Here is a 19,243-nt window from a genome sequence, read left to right as displayed (position 1 = left end):
CGGAGGACGATCCCCGGCAGTGGCTGACCAAGGCCACCGAGACGGCCTACTATAACTTCCGTGCCGATGAAACATACCAGCAGGAATACTTTCGCCGGGGCCTGAGCCATCCAAAAGGAAGCCGGGCGAACATCATGGCCCGGGTGCTGGAGAAGAACCCGAGGTTTATCCACGAGCCTATCTACACGGAGCAATTGGATGGGCAGGCCCGGAAGATCCTCCGAGGCTACGCCGTTGGGCGGTTGCTGGTGCCCGGGGACAACCGATTCCTCTCCGGTGATCTGCTGGAACTGCTGCAGCAGTTAATTGCGCCCCGTGTGTTCCAGTTGCCCGGTGAGCGGGACTTCTGCAACCAAGTGCTGGGAGACTTCTTCGCGGAGGACTGTTTCTTTGCTCCTGGTGCAGCCTATGACCATGAGGACAGCTGCACCCTTCTCCGCAACCCTCACATCGCCCGGAACGAGGAATTGCAGCTGTCGGTGTACCCAGAGGGAGACGACCTGCGCCAACACTACCTGGGCCACCTCACCGATGTGGTCATGGTGACCGCTGACAGTTTGGCAGCGGAGCGGCTGGGCGGCGCTGACTACGACGGCGACCTCATCAAGACCATTGCCGATCCCATCCTGAACCGCTGTGTGAAGCGGAACTATGATTACGATGTCCATCAGCAGCTCTCCAACAACGCCAACCTGCCCCTGCTGAAGATCCCCGCCCTCTCCGCACCCAAGTCCGACGCCAACGACTGGCAGGCCCGGTTTCAGACGGTGGAGAACACCTTTGCCGCCCGCATCGGACAGATCTGCAACGCTGCCCTGGATCGCAGCGTCATCGCCTACAACGAGCATACCGACCCGGAGGAGCGCAAGCGATACCGCCGGGACTTGGAAGCCTTGGCCATCTATAGTGGGCTGGAGATCGATGCGGCCAAGACCGGTGTGCGGCCCAACCTGGATGAATTTCTGGGCGGACGGAAGGTAAAGCGCACTCCTTTCCTCCAGTACAAATATCTGTTGGAGCGCGCGGAGGAGCGCCGCCGCGCTTGGTATGAGCCCACCCACCGTGAGCGGCTGGAGACCTTCTTTGCCGGGATCGACTGGGACACGGTGGACTCCCCGGTGGAGCAGCTGCCCTGGCTGGCCCGCCAGCTGGAGCGCAACACGCCCAAGATTCAGGAGAAACCAGCGAAGGATAGCGAACTATTCACCTTCGCCCAGGAACGAAGTTGGAAGAAGCAGCTGGATGAGAACATTCTTTCTTCTGTTTCTGCTTTGCTGTGGGACTACGAGCACTGTCTCTCCCGCATCCGGGCCTGCCGTGCCCCCGCCAAGGGACAGCAGCGGAAAACGGACATTGACCGCATTCTCTACGCCAGGGGACAGGAAGAAGTCTACGACAGCGACGAACTGTATGCCTTCTTCCAGCAGCTCTCCCCGGAGCGTATCGCCGCTCTGCGAAAGGAAATCGTGGAACAGCAGTGGCACCTGATGACAGAAGCACAGAGAGAAACATTCCTGCGGGAGTGGCTGCCGGAGGGAGCCGACTACTACGATCTCCTGACCGACTTCCGCCATGGCGGGTTCCGTCTGCTGGGGGATCTGGTCTGTGACATCGACGATCTGGAGGCGGCCCGGGAGCGGAAACAGCTCCGCCGCCCGACGGACTCTCCGGCTTTCCAGAAGATGATGGAGGCCTATCTGTCCGCCCCCTTCAGCGGCAACGAGCGGGCCGTGGTGTCTAAGGTCTGCCGCAAGCTGTTGAATAAGATTATCCATCCCAGCCTGGCGGCACCCTATGTGGTGGCCATTGGCAAGCGGAACCTGCTGTGGGATCTGCTGCCGGATCACATCGAGGAACATATTCTGGAGGTGGACCATGCTGAATGAGTGGAACGAGTTTCAGGACTACACCGGTGCGGTAAACTACACCGCCCGGAACAAGCAGGACACCACCTACCTGGGACGGTTCACCTTCGACACCATCCTGGATTTTGAGGGACTCAACCGGGTACTGACCATCCTGGCAAGAGGATTTCTGTTTCATAATGAGGATGGCAGCCCAGCCGAAGCGCCCCGGGAACGCATCGACTATGCCAAGCGGGGTTTATGCGCCTGGTGCAGTGTGCCAGACAGTAAAAAAACCACGCCCCGGGAGGCGTGGCAGTTTGGCAGTGATTTTGGGGAACTTTATTCGGAATTCCCCGGCCTTGTGGAGGAAAACGGCAGCGGATGGTTTCACAGGCATGTGCATCGGGTGGCAGCTTTTGTGCGGGAAAACCCGGAGAGGAGGGTGTCCAGCAGTGCCCAGAAGAAGTGTGCCGCCATTGAGAAGGGCTTTGACCATGCCTGGCAGGACAAGGTGATCCAGATGCAGATCCCCCTTTTCGCCCCCACCACCAAGGGGCAGTGGGGCCTGCGGTTTGACAGTTTTCTGGCCCAGGCGCTGGAACTTGGGCCACTCCGGAAAGAGGAACCAGAGCTGCCGCCTGAACTATTAGAGCAACTTCGCAGTCTCACGCCTAAGGGCGTTCCCGTGGAGATGGTGGAGACGCTGGCGGCCTACTACCTTGCCAATAAGCCGGAGGACTCCGACTGGGTGGTGCTGCCGGTGGCCAACTTTGACGCATATTTCGGCACCACCAGCTTTGGGCGGAAGTATCTGAAACAAATCCCGGAGACCGTTTTAGAGCGATCTGAAACAGGCTTTGGACTGTGCCGGTATCGGCTGGGCGGCACCCTTGTCATTCAGTAGGGATAGAATCAGGCATCCATCTCCGCTTCTTCCTCTGGAGATGGATGCCTGTTCGTTTCAAAATGATTCAGTTCGTTTGCCATTTCCCACGCCAGACGGAATCCGCAGATAAAGCTGTCCACGGAGCGTTGCTCTATCATCAGGTTCTGCGCGTCGATGCTCCGTAAAACTAACTTCCTCTCGAGTTTTTCCAAGCGTTCGATAAGCTGTTGGTGGCAAGTTTCGATTTCCTGCTCGGCCTCTTACATGGGTAGCTTACACTCTCAACCACCTATCTGCCATTCACCGCCGTGGAAGCAAATATAAGTATGGCTTTTCTCCTTAAAATTTGAGCCAGGGAATGCTTTGCAGTATCTATATCAAGACAATAATCGGGATTTGCAACTGCTAATTTTCCATTTTCCAAAACCGCAGCGTCTCCCGTAATGAAAAAGCTGTTATCCGATGCGCGAATGGATGCATGACCCGGTGTATGACCGGGTGTTGCAACGATCTCACATCCGCCGCCCCAATCAAAATGTTCGCCGTGTGCGATTACGGAATCGATCCCAATGGGCTTTAATTCTCGATATCGTTGACAAAACTGATTGCCAAATTCTTGCTGATCTGGCGGCAAAAGTTTCTGAAGCTGTTCAGCCTGCTGAAGTCGGAGATTTTTCTTTTCCCCGCATAAGTAAGGCTGTTCGATACCGGAAGCCATGATTTGAATGGTTGGATAAGCCTCTTTTAGCTCTGCCGCAGCTCCAATATGATCATCGTCCTGGTGCGTCAGCAGCAATTTTGTGATGCTTTCTGGTGGAATACGGTATTTTGAGAGCTCTCTCTGTAACAACTTCAAAGAACCGGGATAACCGCAGTCTACCAAAACCACATCCCTGTTACCGAACAGTACCACAGGATGCAAATTCTGCTGCATATTCTGAAAAGTATAACATAGGTCCAGCACCTGATATCGTTTATCCAATGACATCGCTCCTTAACCGAACTGGGGACTGATAGATGCGCATGGTCTCGCCGTCTTCACTTTTCGCCGTGCATATATATTCCCAATCGTATCGTTCATAAAACGAAGTATGCTCCGTCAGCAGATACAGGGTATGGATATTCCATTCCTCCATATCATCGCATATAAATTGAAGCAATTTACCGGCAATTCCTTGATTCCGCCATGCTTCCTCCACAAATAATGCACACAGGTTGGGGGAGAGATCTTTTCTGTCATGAAAGTCATTTTCTATGACACCGACACCTCCAATGATTTCTGTCCGGTGGACAGCAAGATACCATTGTGGAATCGCGGTATTCTTCTCCAAACACGCAAGCATACTTTCTTCATACGCCTCTTGGGGAACACCCCATTTTGCATGGAACCATGCGGCAGCTCTTTTGATACACTCTCTGTGCTCTCTGAGCATTAAGATCTCCATAACAACACATTGCCTCCTTAGGATAAGGTTTTATACATCCATATATGCGGGCAGTATTCTTCCAGAAACTCCCGTCCTATTGCTGTATATCCTTGCTTTTCGTAAAACTCTTTTACACGAACCTGAGCGGCAAGAAACAGTTTATTTGCCTTTGATGCAATCACTTGCCTTTCGCATTCCTGGACAAGCATCAGACCCAGAGACTGACCACGGAATGCTTTTCGGACTGCAACTCTTCCCAGAACATAAGAGTTTCTCTCCTGGTCCCAATAAAAGCGGCAGGTTCCAACCGGAACTTCTCCGTTGAACACCACAATATGCCGAGCCTGATGGTCGATCTCATCAAACTCCTCCACAAACCCCTGCTCCTCCATAAATACTTCCTTCCGGATCGATGCGGCCTCTGTCGGCAGTGCAGGATATACCTCCATGTGTAACATATCTGTTCCCCCTTATGTAAAAATAAGCATTGAAACCTATTCCTTCCGCAATTGCGGCCCTGACGGAACTGGTTTCAATGCTTCCGATGTCTAACCCCGGGGAGTAAGACAAGCATACAATATTTTCTAAGATTCTACTATAGCTACCGCAAAAAATCAAGTGTTTATGGATGTCCTTTGGGGACAGTTCTATGCAGCGATCTTTACGATTTGTCTATTCCCATCAGCTCCAACAAATGATATAATCAAAAAATATTGAATGAAAGGAGCGTGTTTTTATGAAGAACATGAACGCAAATAAAAAGGAGATTGTAATGGTGGAAGGAGGTATGGTGAAGTAATTGCCCCAGACCTCCTTCCTTCGGGAATATTATATGGAGGTTATCAAATTGAATCAATTAAACAATTACGGCGTTTCAGAACGTTTTTTCACAGAAGCAACCTTATATCCGGAGTATCAACTGGCGAGAGTCATCGCACAATATCGCGGAAAATATAAGATCGTAACGGAGCAGGGCGAGATGCTGGCGGAGATTTCCGGTAAACTTCGGTATGACACCGAGGAGCTGGCCCAATATCCGGCGGTGGGAGACTGTGTGATGGTGGATATACAGCCGGAGCTTGCCGTGATCCATCGTGTGCTGACCCGAAAGAGCCTGTTTGTCCGAAAGGCAGTTGGCGTATCGGGGCAGGCACAGCCGGTAGCGGCCAATGTGGACATTGTATTTTTGTGTATGTCTCTCAACCAGAATTTCAGTCTGAATCGTATGGAGCGGTATTTGTCCATTGCCTGGGACAGCGGTGCTGTGCCGGTGATCGTTCTGACAAAATCAGATTTGTGTGATGATCTGCCCCAGGCGGTCTCGCAGGTGGAGAACATTTCCAGTTTTTCCGATGTGATCCCCCTCTCCATGTTTGATGCGGATATTGGTGAGAAGTTTCAGCCTTATTTCCAAAAGAATCAGACCTGTGCCTTTATCGGCTCATCCGGCGTGGGAAAATCTACGCTGATCAACAAACTGCTGGGTAATACGGTGATGGAAACCCAGGAGATCGGCAGAGGCGACAAGGGACGGCATACCACAACAGGCCGTGAAATGTTTCCCTGTCCTCTGGGCGGTGTGGTCATTGACACCCCCGGTATGCGGGAGATGGGCGCAGAGAGCGCCGACCTCTCCAAAACCTTTGCGGAGATCGAAGAACTGGCCCGGCACTGTCGCTTCCGGGACTGTACCCACACCAGTGAACCCGGCTGCGCCGTTCTGGCGGCAGTAGAATCCGGTGAATTGGACAGCCGCCGCCTGGAAAGCTATCACAAGCTGGAGCATGAGACCAGCTATGATGGACTCAGCAGCAAGGAGATCGAAGTCAAAAAGTGCGAGCGTATGTTCAAAGAAGTGGGCGGTATGAAGAACGCCAGACGCTTTGCCAAAGAACAGCGGAAACGGAAATAAGGAGGTACATAATTATGAATATCATTGTTCGCAACGAAGAATCCAAAGACCATCGCAGAACCGAGGAAGTGGCCCGGGAAGCTTTTTGGAATCTGTACTTCCCCGGCGCTGCGGAGCACTATGTGGTCCACAAAATGCGGTCACATCCTGATTTTATCCAGGAGCTTGCCTTTGTCATCGAGGTGGACGGCACTGTGGAAGGTGCCATTTTCTATACCCATTCCAAAGTCGTAACACCGGACGGAGAATTTCCCACGATCAGCTTTGGACCGGTTTTTATTTCTCCCAAATATCACCGTCAGGGATTGGGTAGAAAGTTGATCACCCATTCCATTGAAAAAGCAAAAGTAATGGGATACTCCGCCATTCTGACCTTGGGATACCCGTACCACTATGAGCCCTATGGATTCCGAGGCGGAAAAAAATACGGCATCTCCATGCCGGACGGAAAGTTTTATACCGGTCTTCTGGTGCTGCCCCTTCGGAAAACCGCTCTGGATGGAATTCATGGATATGCCGAATTTTCTGAGGTACTGGAAGCCGAGGAGGCAGATATCCTTGCCTTCGATGCTTCATTCCCGGAAAAGGAAAAGAAGGTGCTTTCCTGCCAGCATGAGTATGAAATTGCCTGTGCGCAGCTGGATGAATAAGAGGCGCTGAAACCATTTTGGAGCTTGGCATGGGTCCGGGTGCAGAACTGCTGGCTCTTTCCAAATACAAGGCGGATGTGAGGTTTAAAAGGAATACATGAACTAAGCCGGAAATCCCTGAGGATTTCCGGCTGTTCTCTTCTTTGTATTTTTTACACTCTTCTCATGAACAAACTGGAAGAGATGGATATTAGGAGAAAGTGGGCAGTCACCGGGATACGGGTTGTATTTGTACTGTTTACTAAGTAAAGCCATAACCTGAAGCTATAATTCGATCTATCTTCGTCCTTTCGTCCGGTTATGCATGACGGGTTAAAAAAGAAATATTTACTACCACATGATTTGGGACAGGGACATGATCTGAACAGAATCTGTATGTATAATAGTCACTTCACAAGTTGACGAACTTGAAATTGTCTGATAAGATATGAGACATTACAATGAAAGGAGAAGGTCTGCGAATTATGGATGACGGAGACAGTAACGCCCCCGCCAAGCCGCCCTCGTACAATTATGAACAGAATCGGATGAGACATGGCCTGTGCTTGCGAGAATAGTATGACGGGCTATGTCTTTTTGCGCCATTTTGCCCATGATTGTTATGATCTGAGGAGGTATTTACATTGGAAAATTCTATCTTATTTATGATTTTACTGCAGGTGTTTCTGATCCTGCTCAACGCAGTCTTTGCCAGTGCGGAGATTGCAGTAATTTCTATCAACGATGCCAAACTGGCCCGAATGGCGGCGGAGGGAGACAAACGGGCCGTACGGCTAGCTCGTCTGACCAGCCAACCGGCCCGCTTTCTTGCCACCATCCAGGTTGCTATCACCCTGTCTGGATTCCTGGGCAGCGCCTTTGCGGCTGAGAACTTTTCGGACGGCCTGGTCAGTTGGCTGGTAGGCCTGGGTGTGGGCATTCCCGCTGCTACCCTGGACGCCATCGCCGTGGTCATCATCACGCTGGTTTTGTCCTACTTTACCCTGATCTTTGGTGAGTTGGTTCCCAAGCGGGTGGCCATGCGTAAGGCAGAGTCCCTGGCTCTGGGTATCTCCGGCCTGATCTCCGCCATCGCCAAGCTGTTTGCACCTATTGTGTGGTTCCTGACCGCTTCCACCAATGCTGTCCTCCGTCTGCTTGGTATTGACCCCAACGCCGAGGAGGAGACCGTCAGTGAGGAGGAGATCCGCATGATGGTGGATGTGGGCACCCAGAAAGGCACCATTGACCATGAAGAAAAGCAATTTATCCAAAATGTTTTTGAGTTTGACGACTTGACCGCCGGGGAGATTGCCACCCACCGAACCGATCTGACCATTCTGTGGTTGGAGGAGAGCATGGAAGAGTGGGCCTCTACAATCCACAACAGCCGCCACACCCGGTATCCCGTGTGTGGAGAATCCGCGGACGATGTGGTGGGTATCCTCAATGCAAAAGATTACTTCCGCCTGACGGACCGGAGCCGGGAGGCCGTACTGGAACAGGCGGTGGAGACTCCCTATTTGGTACCGGACAGCGTCAAGGCAGATGTGTTGTTCCGCAACATGAAAAGTGGCTGTCATCCTTTGGCGGTGGTGCTGGACGAATACGGCGGTATGACGGGCATTGTCACCATCAATGATCTTGTGGAGCAGCTGGTGGGAGATCTGGGCGAGGAAGATGTATGCAGAAGCGCCCTCCCCTTGATCGAGGCTGTGGACTCCGGCACCTGGAAGATCCGTGGAGAGGCACCTCTGGAGGAGGTCGCCCAGGTACTTGGTGTCACGCTGCCCTGCGACGACTTTGATACCTTTAATGGACTGGTCTTTGGGGCCGTGGCCACCATTCCCGAGGATGGGGCCACCATTGAAGTGGAAACCGCCGGCCTGGTGATCCGGGTCACTGAGATCCGAAACCATCAAGTGGTGATGGCGTTGGTTTGCCTGGCAAAGCCGCAGAACACCGAAACGCAGGAACATAATAGAGGTGAGCATGAGTAATCTGTCGTTAAAACCTGTCACCGGCAAAAATCGCAGGGCTGCTGAGAAGTTGGAGGTATTTCCACACCAGGCAGGTTTTATCGAAAGTGTTGCGGAATGTATGAAAGAGGCGGATCAGCTGGCCGCGTGGCATCCCATGTGTATCTATGACAACGACACCATGATCGGTTTTACCATGTACGGCATGATTCAAGAACCCGCCTATACAAGACTTTGGTTTGACCGCTTGCTGATTGACAAGCAGCATCAAGGTAAGAGCTATGCAAAGCCTGCGGTTCAGCTGATCCTACAGGAGATCCGCACCCGCTATCCCGATACAGATATTTATCTCAGCGTGTACGCAGAAAACCATCCGGCCATCGCTTTATATCGCTCCTTTGGATTTGAATTTACAGGCGAACTGGATACCAAAGGGGAAGAAATCATGGTACATCGAAGTACCATGTGAGCAAAGAGTTGAATCCAATATGAGCAGTATGTTTCGAGTAACACACGATACAAAACACGCCGATCTGCCGGAGATTCTGGCCTTGAGCCGAACAAAGAACCCAACGGGATTTGAGCTGCTCTATGCCCGGTATTACCGGCTCCTGTTCAGCACCGCCTATATGGTGCTCCGACAGGAGAGTGACGCCATGGATGCAGTACAGAATGCGGCACTGCGACTCTATACCATGGACGAGAGCCTGTTTCCCTCCGATCACGAACTGACCTGGCTCCATATGGTGGTCAAAAACGAGGCCCTGATGGTTCTCCGAAAAAAGAAGCCGGAATTCCGTGGATGAGATTCCGGAGATCCCTGTCCCTGAGCGGCAGCTCGAAATGCTGGAGGACATGGAGACGGTTCAGTCCCTGCTGTCCTCTCTTGATCAAAAGCGGCAGAATGTGGTCACTCTGAAAGTCCTGGGTGGCCTGAGTCACAAGGAGATCGCCCAGCTGCTAGCCATGCCTGTGGGAACGGTCCAGTGGCTCTACAACACCTCCATCAAAAGCCTGCGGCGAACCCTCACCGCTCTGGCCAGCGTGGCAATCGTTTCTGCCGGCGGTCTCATGTACCAGACAACCCAGTATTTCCGTACACCTGCCCAGGAGCCCGGCGGCGATTTTGGGATCAGCAGTATCCCGCCCGCAGAGCCGTCCCTGTCTCCCTGGTTTACGGTGTGGTTGACCCTGCTGATCGTTTCCATTGTAGCCGGAATTCTTTTTTCAAATTTTCCGACAAAATCCCAACAAAGCGAAATCCTCGCTGCATCTAAATAGATGAACAGGCAAACGCCAAAACATCGAAGGAGGATTTCAAATGCGGTTCAAAAGATTCTGTTCACTAAGCATAGCTGCGGCCATTGGCATGAGTATTCTGGCGGGGACTGCCGCCGCAAAGGAGACGACAGCAGGACTTACCTTTGACTTTAACCAGAATGACGGCGGGTTTACCCCCATTTTTTCCGACTACCCCAACGAGCATGGCGTGGATGAGTTTTATGAGCTTCGCTCCGGCCATGAGGAAGTTCCCATTGCAGACGCTGGAAAGGGCCTTTTCCTCTCCGGCAATAATCACAGCGACGATCTCTTTATGGGATATTTCAAAGAACTGAGTGGCCTGGCTCCCGAGACGGAGTATCAGTTCACTGTCCGTTTCAAGCTGGCCACCAATGTGGAAAATGATATGATCGGCATCGGCGGCGCTCCCGGAGAATCGGTCTTCGTCAAGTGCGGTGTGGCCTCTGAGGAACCGGAAAACAGCCTGGACTCCCTGAACCACTTCCGCCTGAACATCGACAAAGGCAGTTAGAGCACCAGCGGATCGGACATGATCGTGGTCGGCGACCTTGCCAAAGAGGAAGTCAACCGCCCCGGCGAATATGTGTTCAATGAGATCGAGACCAAGGTAATTGCCCGGACAGATGAAGCAGGAACGGCGTATCTGGTGATCGGCACCGACTCTGGCTTCGAAGGGGTGACCTCCTACTATCTGGATGATATTTCCGTCAGTTGGGCCGATACAGCCACGGTCTCCATCACCCGGGGCGACGCAGTCAAGATGCTGTTCGATCATGCCCATCGGTGGGACAAAGCCGTGGGACCCCCCACCTTTACGGATGTGGCCTGGGATGCTCCTTACGCTGAGGCAGTTGCCTGGGCAGAGCAAAACGGTTATCTGGGCGGCTACGGTAATGGTTTCTTTGGGCCGGAGGATATGATGAGCGTGGAACAGGCTATGGTGATGATCTATCGACTGTTCGGAAGCCCCAAGGTGACAGATGCGGGTGTTCTGGATTCGTACAAGGATGCCAGTCAGATCTCCCCCTGGGCTCGGGATGCCGTTGCATTTTCCATTACCAACAAGCTGCTGGTGCCGGACGGGAAAATCCTGCCCCAGTCGCCCATCAGCGTGAAAGCCCTGCGCTATGCCATTGGGCAAATCGGCATGGCCGACTAAACGCCCAATCACTGTATGTCTATATCTTAAAGTTCTGCACAGTTGTTTTATACGAATCAGGCATCCCTCTCCGCTTCTGCCGGAAAGGGATGCCTGTCTGTCTCAAAGTGATTCAACTCGTATGCCAATTCCCATGCCAATTGGAATCCGCAAAGGAAACTGTGCATAGAGCGTTCCTCTGCAATGAGGTTCTGTGCGTCCATGATCCGCAACACCAGCTTTCTCTCTGGCTTTTCCAATCTCTCAATGAGTTGTTGGTGGCAAGTTTCAATTTCCTGCTCAGACTCTGCCATAGGCAGTGGCGTGTAAAATCTGTAGTAGAATTTTTTCAGGGCGTTGTTCATATGCTCTACCTCCTTGCAGCAAGACAACATACCACAAGTTAGCGTGAAAAGCCACTGGAATATTTGTATTTCAATAAATTCCTTTTCATTGGTTTTGCAGACCATACACCGCTGTCCGTGGGTAGAAAACTTACCACTTTTGCGAGAGCCAGTAGTTATCTGCTCAATAAGAAATTAGAGCTTGTGGTGTTCCACAAGCCCTAATCTTCCCCATACACGGCGTTAAGCCCCATAGGTTCACGTTGTGTACCTATGGGGCTTAACCCTTTGTGTGTCCTTCTTTTTTGGAGCAGGTGACGAGGCTCGAACTCGCTACCTCCACCTTGGCAAGGTGGCGCTCTACCAGATGAGCTACACCTGCGAGATACAGATACTATTATATCGACAGTCGCCCAAAAAGTCAAGTAATTTTTTTAAGGACGGCTATAAAAGTAAAATTGACGAAACTATGCTCTTTGCACATTGTTTTTCCTGTATAAATATGCTATAATACCTTCCAAAGCCAGCCAAATACTGGGACGGCCAGGAAACGATACAGGAACTATAAAGTTTTTTTAAAATGTAACCGCTCTTGTGACCGGCCGGTGCTATACTCGAAATCGAAAGTGACCCCCACACAAGTGAATCAATGGAAAAGAGCAAACCATGTGAAAGCATGGGACGCAAAGCTGGAAGGCTAACGCGGCGACTGCCGCCATGCTGGTTCGGCCGCCCAAGGATCGCCCAGGCAGCGCGGAAAGGCTCTTTTCAGAGGATGGAACGTTCCGCACACAGCCAGGCTGTTTGCGGGACATTTTTTTCACCCACGGCAGGGCAGCACTTTCAAACTCCAAATGGAAATTGAGGTGAGGCCCAGTGCCAAAGACGATCCGGTTCATCTGGAACGCCGTGACCACCGTGCTGGCCATCCTTGTGGTGGCGGCGGCGGTGCTGCTGGTGGGAGTGCGATTGGTGGGACTGACGCCCTTCGTGGTGCTCAGCGGAAGTATGGAACCCACTTACCCCACCGGCTCCCTGATCTATGTCAAGCAGGTAGACCCCCAGGACGTGGAGGTGGGCGACCCCATCACCTTCGTTCTGAACGAGGATCTGACCGTCGCCACCCACCGGGTGGTGGAGGTCAACGAGGAGGAGGGCTGGTTCCGCACCAAGGGCGACGCCAACGACAGCCCCGACGGGAGCCCCGTCCTCTTTGAAAACCTCATCGGAGTGCCCCAGTTCTGTATCCCGAAGCTGGGCTACCTCACGGACTACCTGACCAACCCGCCCGGCATGTACATCGGCTGGAGCGTGGTGGCGGTCCTGCTGATCCTCCTCTTCACGCCGGAGCTGCTGAAGTGGGCGGACAAAGCGGACCAGAAGGCCGCGGCGAAGAAAGCGGCCGCTCAAGAAGGGGGAACGCCGAAAGGCAGGAAATAAATTCAACCCGGTACCCAAGCAAGACCCCAGCGAAGACCCCGCGAGACCCCAAATCGTTTTTTAGGAGAAGAAAGGAGAACAAACCATGAAAATGAAGAAGATCGTCGCTTCCGCTTCCGCGCTGGCTCTGACCGCTGCTGTCGCCGTCGGCGGCACCCTGGCTTACCTGCAGATGGCTACGGACCCCATTGTGAACACCTTTACTGCTGGTAATAACATTGCTATCACTTTGGACGAGGCCAAAATCAGCGGCGATGGGCGTACTGAGGAAGGCCAGCAGTACACTGCTTATGTTGGTGCCGTGATTGACAAGGACCCCACCATCACCGTTGATGCGGGTTCTGGTAATTGTTATGTCTTTGCCAAGGTTGAGAACGGTTTCGAGGCCGGAGTTGCTACTACCAACATGAATTCCGACAACTGGAAACTTGTCACGGGTGAGACGAACGTCTACTACTATGTGGATGATGAAGCTCAGTCTATTATGTCGGAGAACGACCGGGCCGTTGTTTTCACTCAGGTTACCATCAGCAACAGCGTTACTGATGTTAGCAAGATCAATGGAAAGAATATCACGGTGACTGGTTATGCCGTGCAGGCTGACGGCTTTGATAGCGCTCAGGATGCCTGGGATGCTACCTTTGGTGCGTAATTGTCTGTACATCGTATTAAGTTAGGAAAGGAAGCTGACCTATGAGTCTGAAGAAGAAGATTCTGGCCGCCGGTCTGGCGGTCTGTATGGCGGCCATTATGGTGACCGGCATGACTCTGGCTTACTTCACCGACCAGGAGAGTGAGACCAACACCTTCACCGTGGGCAAGGTGGACATCGAGTTGACTGAGCCCCAGTGGAAGGCTGACCCCAACAACAAGGACCTGATTCCCGGCAAGACCATCCCCAAGGATCCTACCATCACCGTTGCCTCTGGCAGCCAGACCGCCTACACCTTCATGAAGGTGCAGCTGTCTGAGGATTTTATGGATCTGCTGAAGGCCTATGCGACTGCGGAGAAGATCACCGATCCTTCCGCTCTGATCGATGACTGGTTCGAGAGCGAAGTGGGTCCCAAGGTCATGTACACGGACACGGATGAAGGTTATGTCATCCTGGGTGTGCTGAGCCCCAAGAAGGCCAACGAGTCCGTCACCTACTTTGACGCCGTCAAGATTCCCACCGGTGTCAAGCAGGAGATGATCAAGGCCAACGGTACCTACACCATCACCGTTACCGCCTATGCTATCCAGGCCGAGGGCTTCTACAACGAGGCCGACAAGCAGGCCAGCCGTCAGGCCGCCTTCAACGCCATGTTCCCGGAGCTGGCCACCACCGTTACCCCTTAACCTAGTAACTTTGTACCGGACTGAATGATACTAGGGCGGCGGGGCCATCCCCGCCCCGCCGCCCAATGGTTTTCCCAGCACACTGCCTGTTGGGATTCCCTACCAGACGGGAGCGCCGTTTCCCCCGGCGCTCCCATTGTGGCACTTAAAACCAAGACGTAATCAAGAGAGGAAAGGCGGTAGATGACATGAAAAAACGACTCGCAGTGGGCGGCGTTGTGCTGTCCCTGCTTGCGATCCTGGGCATCGGCACCGCGGCATATTTCGTGACCGATGGCACGGCCCAGAATGAGATCCAGATGGGAACTGTGGACCTGACCCTGACGGAGACCCTCGATCTGGGCAGCGGTGTGATCACCGATCCCACGATGGTCACGTTGAGCGGTGTGCTGCCCGGTGAGGTTGTTAAGCAGTCCGCTGACATTGAGAACAGCGGCGAGCAGCCTTTCTGGACCCGGGTCCGCGTGGGTGTGGAGATTCTGGACCAGAGTAACAATGCACTCCCCACTACCGTGGAGAATGCCTATGGTGTTGAGGTCCCCGTGATCTCCTTCAACATCTCCACCGCCAATCCCCTGGGCGACGAGCCCACCGGCAACTGGGTGGAGAAGGACGGCTGGTACTACTACACCGGCGCTGTGGAGAAGGGCGAGACTGTGACCCCCTTCACCGAGGTCACCTTCGCCGCCGAGGCCGGCAACGACTACCAGGGCTGCACCATCAACATCACGGTGGAGGCCCAGGGCGTCCAGGTGAAGCACAATGAGATCCCCGAGGACGGCTCGATTCTGGATGTCAAGGGCTGGCCCGGGACTGAGACGGTGGACCCCGAAGAGCCTACCACTCCGGTGGAGCCCGAAGTGCCCACCGACGATCCCGTCACTCCGTAAGGAAAGAGGTGTGATGCAGAATGTATACTTGGAAAAAACGCCTGTTGGCGGCGATCCTGGCCGGCTGCATGTCCATCGGCCTGATGACTCCCGCCTTGGCCGTGGAGGGTGAGGGCACTGATCCCACCACTACGCCCGAAGTGACGACGAGCGTCGCGCCCACGGACGAGGTGGACTCGAGCTTCAGCGTGGACCCCACGGCTGAGCCGACTGAGGAGCCCGCCGAGACTCCCACCACGGAGCCCACCGAGACTCCTGCCGAGACTCCCAGCAGCGAGCCCACCGAGACTCCTGCTGAAACTCCCAGCAGCGAGCCCACCGAGACTCCCGCTGAGACTCCCAGCAGCGAGCCCACCGAGACTCCCGCTGAGACTCCCACCACCGAGCCCACTGAGTCCCCCGAGATCACCGATATCCCCGAGGAGACCATCCCCGGCGGCGGCGATCCTGGCTTTACCATGCCGGACTATGCCAACATGTCCGTGGAGGAGCTCTATGCGGCCGTGAAAGACATGTCCACGGAGGACCGCGCGATCGTGTACAGCCTCCTGACCGAGGAGCAGATCGCTGCCCTGGAGGCCTATGAGCAGCAGGCGCAGGTAACTCCCCCTGCGGCGGTGGACTATGAGTCCATGAGCAACGAGGAGCTCTATGCCTACGGTATGGAGAACCTGTCTGTGGAGGAGCGTATTGCCCTCCTGGACCAGCTGAGCGAGGAGCGCCGCGCGGACTTCCTGGCGTACGTCGAGGAGTATGAGGCCAGCCTGATCCCCGAAGCTCCGGAGCAGGTCGAATCCGACTATTCCGGCGCGCCTGACGAGATCGATGTCGGCCCCATCGTCCACTATGATACCCCCCTCCGCGCCGCTGCCACCCAGAACGCACCCATGGCCCTGATGGCCATGAACAGCCCTTCTCTCTATGATACGGGGGATGGGGCGGACGAAAATCCGGATGGCAGTATCACTTACGATGATAACGTGACGGTCAATAAAACCATCCGCGATACTGGCGAGGATGTAAATGGTAAGGATATCTATAAGCTGGACCTGTCTGCCGAAGCGGTTTCCAACGTCGTGGAGGGATACAGTGCCGTCGATATCGTCCTCATGCTGGATCTGTCGGACTACATGGAGCCGATGACCGTTACGCAATATACCTATAAAGTGCTCGCAGATAGTTATAATTTTAAAGAATTTTATGACAATCGAAGTCAGTTTTATTATAAAGTAAGTGATGATAAATATGTTCCCGTTACTGTTACAAAGGAAGAGGGTTTTTTTAGTACAACTTATTATATATATGCCAATGGAAAGTATATAGAAGAAGGAACGCGAAGGAATAATGTTACCCGGAGCAACTACTATACTCGAACAGTGAGCGGCTACGATACTGTTGACAACCTTGCGAGTCTGAAAGTAGCTGTCACGCAGTTCATTAATACGGTAAATACGAAGTCTCCTGATAGCCGGATCGCTATCGTGACCTATGCGAACAGCGCTTACGTTAAGACCGGTCAAGAACGAGCTCAGGATGAAGCGCTTGTAACAGTGGGCGAGAACTATGATGCCTTGATTGGGATCGTAAACAACTTGGAGGTACTAGGAGGCGATTCCAACTCTGATTTAGCTATGGCGGATGCAGTGAAAATCTTCCAGGATGTGCCCCATAACTCGGAGGAATACTCTCGGGATCGTGTAGCCTTGCTGTTTTCTGCGGGTACGGCCGGTAATGGTTATTTCCGAGATAGTACTGGATATAACCCGGTCTACGCTTGGAATGGAACTGGTAATAAGGTTGCGCAGGGATCGATGCATTTGGCTACTATTCTGAAAGAAGAAAAAACTCAATATGCAACGATTGATCTGACTCAGGGTTTTTACGAGGGGAATACGATCACCCAGAGTATGTTTGATAGCTACGGTGTTTCCAAAGCCGGATGTGGCGCTACGGTGTACACGGTTGGACTAAATCTGGCGAATACAGCTGATATTATGACAACTAATATCTATGGTACTGAGGGCGCGCGTATCAACGAATATATGTATCGTATTTCTCAGCACCGCCCGGATGGCGACCATTATAATTATGATCAGATGGATTCCACATGGCAGACACTGTATCACAGCGTACCGGACTATGGGAGTAAATATAACGGCAATAATGGATACGGTTTCTATCCGGACGAGTTGACCCGTGACCAAATACCGGATGGCTATTTCCTCACTGCTACGAGTGAGAATATCGGCAGACTGACGGATATCTTTGAACTGATCGGTCAACAGGTGGGCGAAGGCGCTAAGGTTTCCGTGGTTGACTATATCGATCCGGCCTTCACCCTGGTGGATCAGAATGGTAATCCCCTTAACGTGGGTGACCAGGTGAAAGATGGTGAATATACCGGGATCGTACAGAAGGACGAAAACGGTTATTGCATCAATTGGAGTGATGTTACGCTGGACCCGGGCAATGAAATTGTTGGGGGAGAACCCGTCAACCCAAAGAAGTTCAACGCCTCCATCTATGTGGTGTCCAACGACAGCAGCTTCGGCGGCAACCAGGTTCCCACAAACATCGGTAATCTTTCCGGTGTTTCTACGGGCACAGAACTGTACAAGTTCCCGGAGCCCACGGTGAATCTGCCCATCAATTATCAGGTCAACGGCACGGTCGAGACAATTCCCGTCGGAACCAGCGTGGACTATGATGATCTGATTACCTACGCCGACCGCTTTACTCCCAACGGCACGAACAATGCCCATGTCACGATCACCTACACTCTCAAGCAGAACGGTGCTGAGATTGGCACCTATACCATTCTGGCCGGGCAGACCGAAGGCAGCTGGTCTTGGAGCGACAGTGGTAAGACAAATACCGGCACCCTGATTACTTGCCAGGACTATACCCTGGAGTGTACGGTAAGTCCGGTGAAAACTACTGGCGCCGACAGCCTTGGTAATGAAGCTGTTTCGGCTATTGATAGGTCCGCCACACCGAAGATCCACGTCTTGGTGCCCACTATTACCTGGAAGGATACTACGGTAGACGCCGGTAAAACCCCGAATTATGGTGTTGATAACTATGGCGGGATTACTTGGGCTGACGCACATGGGGATGATATTGACACGACTGTGGCTACTGATTGGGATGTTTCCTATACGTATAGCCCGGTGGCGGGTGTCATCAATGCTGAGACTGAGGTCAATGTGACCGTTAAGGTCAACGGGACGGACATCACCGATCATGTGCTCTTTGAGCGGACCTGCGATTCTGATAGAAGTCATTCCAACCATCATAGTGGAAGCGATTCGACGAAGTGTGAATTTGTCATCCACCTGAACAACATCGAGCTGTCGATCACCAAGACCGTCAACGAGCAGCCTGAGCAGAGCTTCATCTTTACGGTCATCGGACCCAGCGGCACAATGACCATCGCCATGGGCGCGAGTGAGTTCACCAAGGAGGGTGACAAGTGGACCTGCACCAAGACCATCACCGGTCTGAAGAGCGGCACTTACACCGTGACCGAGGACACCAAGTGGTCCTGGATGTACAATGTTGTTGATGGCACCGCAACTAAGGATGCTACACAGGGCGATGACGGAAAGCTCTCGGTCACCTTCGACAACACCCGCAACGGCAATAACTGGCTGGGCGGCAGCGACAGCGTGGAGAACGTGTTTGCGACCACTGACGGAGCTTCCGCTGCTGCGCTGCGAGCCGCCAACCCTGCGGCGCTGCCCAATCCCCTGCCCAGTACGCCCAAGGACAACGAGAACGGCGACGAGAAGAACAAGGATCAGAACACCGAGCCTGATCCCAGTGAGCCCATGGAGACCCAGGAGGGAGGCGTGAGCAATGTTTGACCGAAAGGAATATGAAGGCAAGCGTGCCCTGCGCCGCTGGCCCAAGTGGCTGCCCGTTGTGGCGGCCCTGGCCCTGGCGACTGCGGTGACCGTGGGCGGGACCCTGGCGTGGCTGACGGCTCACACCAACTCCGTGACCAACACCTTCACCATGGGTAATGTGGACCCGGATGTGGAGGAGAGCTTTGATCCGGATGCTGGAACCAAGAGTGAAATTAAAGTTACCAACAACGGCAGCGTGG

At 53.3% G+C, this 19,243-nt stretch carries 21 protein-coding genes, 1 tRNA gene and 1 riboswitch; of the genes, 16 read left to right on the top strand and 6 right to left on the bottom strand.

The features are described from left to right. Positions 1–1,886, top strand: a 1,886-nt coding sequence (locus tag B5G43_RS15925) for a hypothetical protein (protein ID WP_087263083.1), incomplete at its 5' end; no start/stop codon positions are given. Beyond that, positions 1,876–2,751 carry a hypothetical protein gene (locus B5G43_RS15920; RefSeq protein ID WP_087263081.1) on the top strand — a complete coding sequence of 292 codons (876 nt, stop codon included), beginning with the start codon at positions 1,876–1,878 and terminating at the stop codon, positions 2,749–2,751. The genes B5G43_RS15925 and B5G43_RS15920, both read left to right, overlap by 11 nt. Positions 2,752–2,759: 8 nt before the next feature. Here B5G43_RS15920 and B5G43_RS15915 read toward each other — a convergent pair whose 3' ends face one another. The 4 genes from B5G43_RS15915 to B5G43_RS15900 are packed head-to-tail and all read right to left on the bottom strand — an operon-like array spanning position 2,760 to position 4,618. Beyond that, entirely contained in the window at positions 2,760–2,978 is a 219-nt protein-coding gene (locus B5G43_RS15915) for a DUF6809 family protein (protein WP_343214428.1), read from the bottom strand. A 44-nt stretch (positions 2,979–3,022) separates the two neighbouring features. Next, a complete protein-coding gene (locus B5G43_RS15910) occupies positions 3,023–3,715 on the bottom strand; it encodes an MBL fold metallo-hydrolase (RefSeq protein ID WP_158097453.1) in 693 nt (230 codons plus the stop codon). Further along, positions 3,708–4,178 (bottom strand): GNAT family N-acetyltransferase, encoded by a 471-nt coding sequence (locus B5G43_RS15905; RefSeq protein ID WP_087263077.1) that lies wholly within the window; start codon positions 4,176–4,178, stop codon positions 3,708–3,710. The genes B5G43_RS15910 and B5G43_RS15905 overlap by 8 nt, the downstream gene beginning before the upstream one ends. Before the next feature lie 17 nt (positions 4,179–4,195). Next, complete coding sequence (locus B5G43_RS15900; RefSeq protein WP_087263076.1) at positions 4,196–4,618, bottom strand: GNAT family N-acetyltransferase; 423 nt, start codon at positions 4,616–4,618, stop codon at positions 4,196–4,198. A 374-nt stretch (positions 4,619–4,992) separates the two neighbouring features. Between B5G43_RS15900 and rsgA the strand changes: the two genes are divergently transcribed. The 8 genes from rsgA to B5G43_RS15860 all read left to right on the top strand — a co-directional run bounded on the left by rsgA (position 4,993) and on the right by B5G43_RS15860 (position 11,141). After that, positions 4,993–6,072: a ribosome small subunit-dependent GTPase A gene (gene rsgA / locus B5G43_RS15895; RefSeq protein WP_087263084.1), complete on the top strand. Its 1,080-nt coding sequence runs from the start codon at positions 4,993–4,995 to the stop codon at positions 6,070–6,072. A gap of 14 nt (positions 6,073–6,086) precedes the next feature. Further along, positions 6,087–6,722, top strand: coding sequence for an N-acetyltransferase (locus tag B5G43_RS15890; RefSeq protein ID WP_087263075.1), 636 nt, complete (start codon positions 6,087–6,089; stop codon positions 6,720–6,722). 644 nt (positions 6,723–7,366) lie between these two features. Continuing rightward, positions 7,367–8,701 (top strand): hemolysin family protein, encoded by a 1,335-nt coding sequence (locus B5G43_RS15885; protein ID WP_087263073.1) that lies wholly within the window; start codon positions 7,367–7,369, stop codon positions 8,699–8,701. Beyond that, positions 8,694–9,149 (top strand): GNAT family N-acetyltransferase, encoded by a 456-nt coding sequence (locus tag B5G43_RS15880; protein WP_087263068.1) that lies wholly within the window; start codon positions 8,694–8,696, stop codon positions 9,147–9,149. The genes B5G43_RS15885 and B5G43_RS15880 overlap by 8 nt, the downstream gene beginning before the upstream one ends. An 82-nt stretch (positions 9,150–9,231) precedes the next feature. Continuing rightward, positions 9,232–9,486, top strand: coding sequence for a sigma factor (locus B5G43_RS15875; protein WP_158097452.1), 255 nt, complete (start codon positions 9,232–9,234; stop codon positions 9,484–9,486). Then, a complete protein-coding gene (locus tag B5G43_RS15870; RefSeq protein WP_087263065.1) occupies positions 9,479–9,961 on the top strand; it encodes a sigma-70 family RNA polymerase sigma factor in 483 nt (160 codons plus the stop codon). The genes B5G43_RS15875 and B5G43_RS15870 overlap by 8 nt, the downstream gene beginning before the upstream one ends. Before the next feature lie 40 nt (positions 9,962–10,001). Then, positions 10,002–10,493 carry a hypothetical protein gene (locus B5G43_RS15865; RefSeq protein WP_087263063.1) on the top strand — a complete coding sequence of 164 codons (492 nt, stop codon included), beginning with the start codon at positions 10,002–10,004 and terminating at the stop codon, positions 10,491–10,493. An 18-nt stretch (positions 10,494–10,511) separates the two neighbouring features. Continuing rightward, on the top strand, positions 10,512–11,141 hold the full coding sequence (locus B5G43_RS15860; protein ID WP_087263062.1) for an S-layer homology domain-containing protein: 630 nt from the start codon (positions 10,512–10,514) through the stop codon (positions 11,139–11,141). Positions 11,142–11,197: 56 nt separating this feature from the next. On the opposite strand, the gene B5G43_RS15855 is transcribed toward B5G43_RS15860, so the two are convergent. Both B5G43_RS15855 and B5G43_RS15850 read right to left on the bottom strand, forming a co-directional pair. Further along, the gene (locus tag B5G43_RS15855; protein ID WP_087263061.1) at positions 11,198–11,485 is read right to left on the bottom strand and encodes a DUF6809 family protein; all 288 of its coding nucleotides are present in this window, start codon (positions 11,483–11,485) and stop codon (positions 11,198–11,200) included. 285 nt (positions 11,486–11,770) lie between these two features. Beyond that, positions 11,771–11,846, bottom strand: a tRNA-Gly gene (locus B5G43_RS15850). Positions 11,847–12,112: 266 nt separating this feature from the next. After that, positions 12,113–12,201: riboswitch (cyclic di-GMP riboswitch) on the top strand. A gap of 139 nt (positions 12,202–12,340) precedes the next feature. Between B5G43_RS15850 and B5G43_RS15845 the strand changes: the two genes are divergently transcribed. The 6 genes from B5G43_RS15845 to B5G43_RS15820 all read left to right on the top strand — a co-directional run. Continuing rightward, positions 12,341–12,904 (top strand): signal peptidase I, encoded by a 564-nt coding sequence (locus tag B5G43_RS15845; protein WP_087263059.1) that lies wholly within the window; start codon positions 12,341–12,343, stop codon positions 12,902–12,904. 85 nt (positions 12,905–12,989) lie between these two features. Next, positions 12,990–13,556, top strand: a complete 567-nt coding sequence (locus tag B5G43_RS15840; RefSeq protein ID WP_087263057.1) for a hypothetical protein — start codon at positions 12,990–12,992, stop codon at positions 13,554–13,556. Positions 13,557–13,597: 41 nt separating this feature from the next. Next, positions 13,598–14,245 (top strand): TasA family protein, encoded by a 648-nt coding sequence (locus B5G43_RS18070; protein WP_087263055.1) that lies wholly within the window; start codon positions 13,598–13,600, stop codon positions 14,243–14,245. A gap of 188 nt (positions 14,246–14,433) precedes the next feature. After that, positions 14,434–15,135 carry a TasA family protein gene (locus tag B5G43_RS15830; RefSeq protein WP_087263054.1) on the top strand — a complete coding sequence of 234 codons (702 nt, stop codon included), beginning with the start codon at positions 14,434–14,436 and terminating at the stop codon, positions 15,133–15,135. A gap of 44 nt (positions 15,136–15,179) precedes the next feature. Continuing rightward, positions 15,180–19,001 carry a hypothetical protein gene (locus B5G43_RS15825; protein ID WP_143382891.1) on the top strand — a complete coding sequence of 1,274 codons (3,822 nt, stop codon included), beginning with the start codon at positions 15,180–15,182 and terminating at the stop codon, positions 18,999–19,001. Continuing rightward, positions 18,994–19,243 (top strand): SipW-dependent-type signal peptide-containing protein (locus B5G43_RS15820; RefSeq protein ID WP_143382890.1); only part of this gene is annotated, 250 nt, incomplete at its 3' end. The genes B5G43_RS15825 and B5G43_RS15820, both read left to right, overlap by 8 nt.

Source organism: Flavonifractor sp. An92 (assembly GCF_002159175.1).
GTDB lineage: Bacteria > Bacillota > Clostridia > Oscillospirales > Oscillospiraceae > Pseudoflavonifractor_A.
The sequence above is the reverse complement of the archived record's forward strand: the minus strand, read 5'-3'. Positions and strand labels throughout refer to the sequence as shown.

Bases quoted from the DNA above. Each gene is read 5' to 3' on its own strand.
- B5G43_RS15885 (WP_087263073.1), top strand. From the start codon at position 7,367: ATGATTTTACTGCAGGTGTTTCTGATCCTGCTCAACGCAGTCTTTGCC.
- B5G43_RS15840 (WP_087263057.1), top strand. From the start codon at position 12,990: ATGAAAATGAAGAAGATCGTCGCTTCCGCTTCCGCGCTGGCTCTGACC.
- B5G43_RS15900 (WP_087263076.1), bottom strand. From the start codon at position 4,618: ATGTTACACATGGAGGTATATCCTGCACTGCCGACAGAGGCCGCATCG.
- B5G43_RS18070 (WP_087263055.1), top strand. From the start codon at position 13,598: ATGAGTCTGAAGAAGAAGATTCTGGCCGCCGGTCTGGCGGTCTGTATG.
- B5G43_RS15920 (WP_087263081.1), top strand. From the start codon at position 1,876: ATGCTGAATGAGTGGAACGAGTTTCAGGACTACACCGGTGCGGTAAAC.
- B5G43_RS15830 (WP_087263054.1), top strand. From the start codon at position 14,434: ATGAAAAAACGACTCGCAGTGGGCGGCGTTGTGCTGTCCCTGCTTGCG.
- B5G43_RS15905 (WP_087263077.1), bottom strand. From the start codon at position 4,178: ATGGAGATCTTAATGCTCAGAGAGCACAGAGAGTGTATCAAAAGAGCT.
- B5G43_RS15865 (WP_087263063.1), top strand. From the start codon at position 10,002: ATGCGGTTCAAAAGATTCTGTTCACTAAGCATAGCTGCGGCCATTGGC.
- B5G43_RS15890 (WP_087263075.1), top strand. From the start codon at position 6,087: ATGAATATCATTGTTCGCAACGAAGAATCCAAAGACCATCGCAGAACC.
- B5G43_RS15855 (WP_087263061.1), bottom strand. From the start codon at position 11,485: ATGAACAACGCCCTGAAAAAATTCTACTACAGATTTTACACGCCACTG.
- B5G43_RS15860 (WP_087263062.1), top strand. From the start codon at position 10,512: ATGATCGTGGTCGGCGACCTTGCCAAAGAGGAAGTCAACCGCCCCGGC.
- rsgA (WP_087263084.1), top strand. From the start codon at position 4,993: ATGGAGGTTATCAAATTGAATCAATTAAACAATTACGGCGTTTCAGAA.
- B5G43_RS15880 (WP_087263068.1), top strand. From the start codon at position 8,694: ATGAGTAATCTGTCGTTAAAACCTGTCACCGGCAAAAATCGCAGGGCT.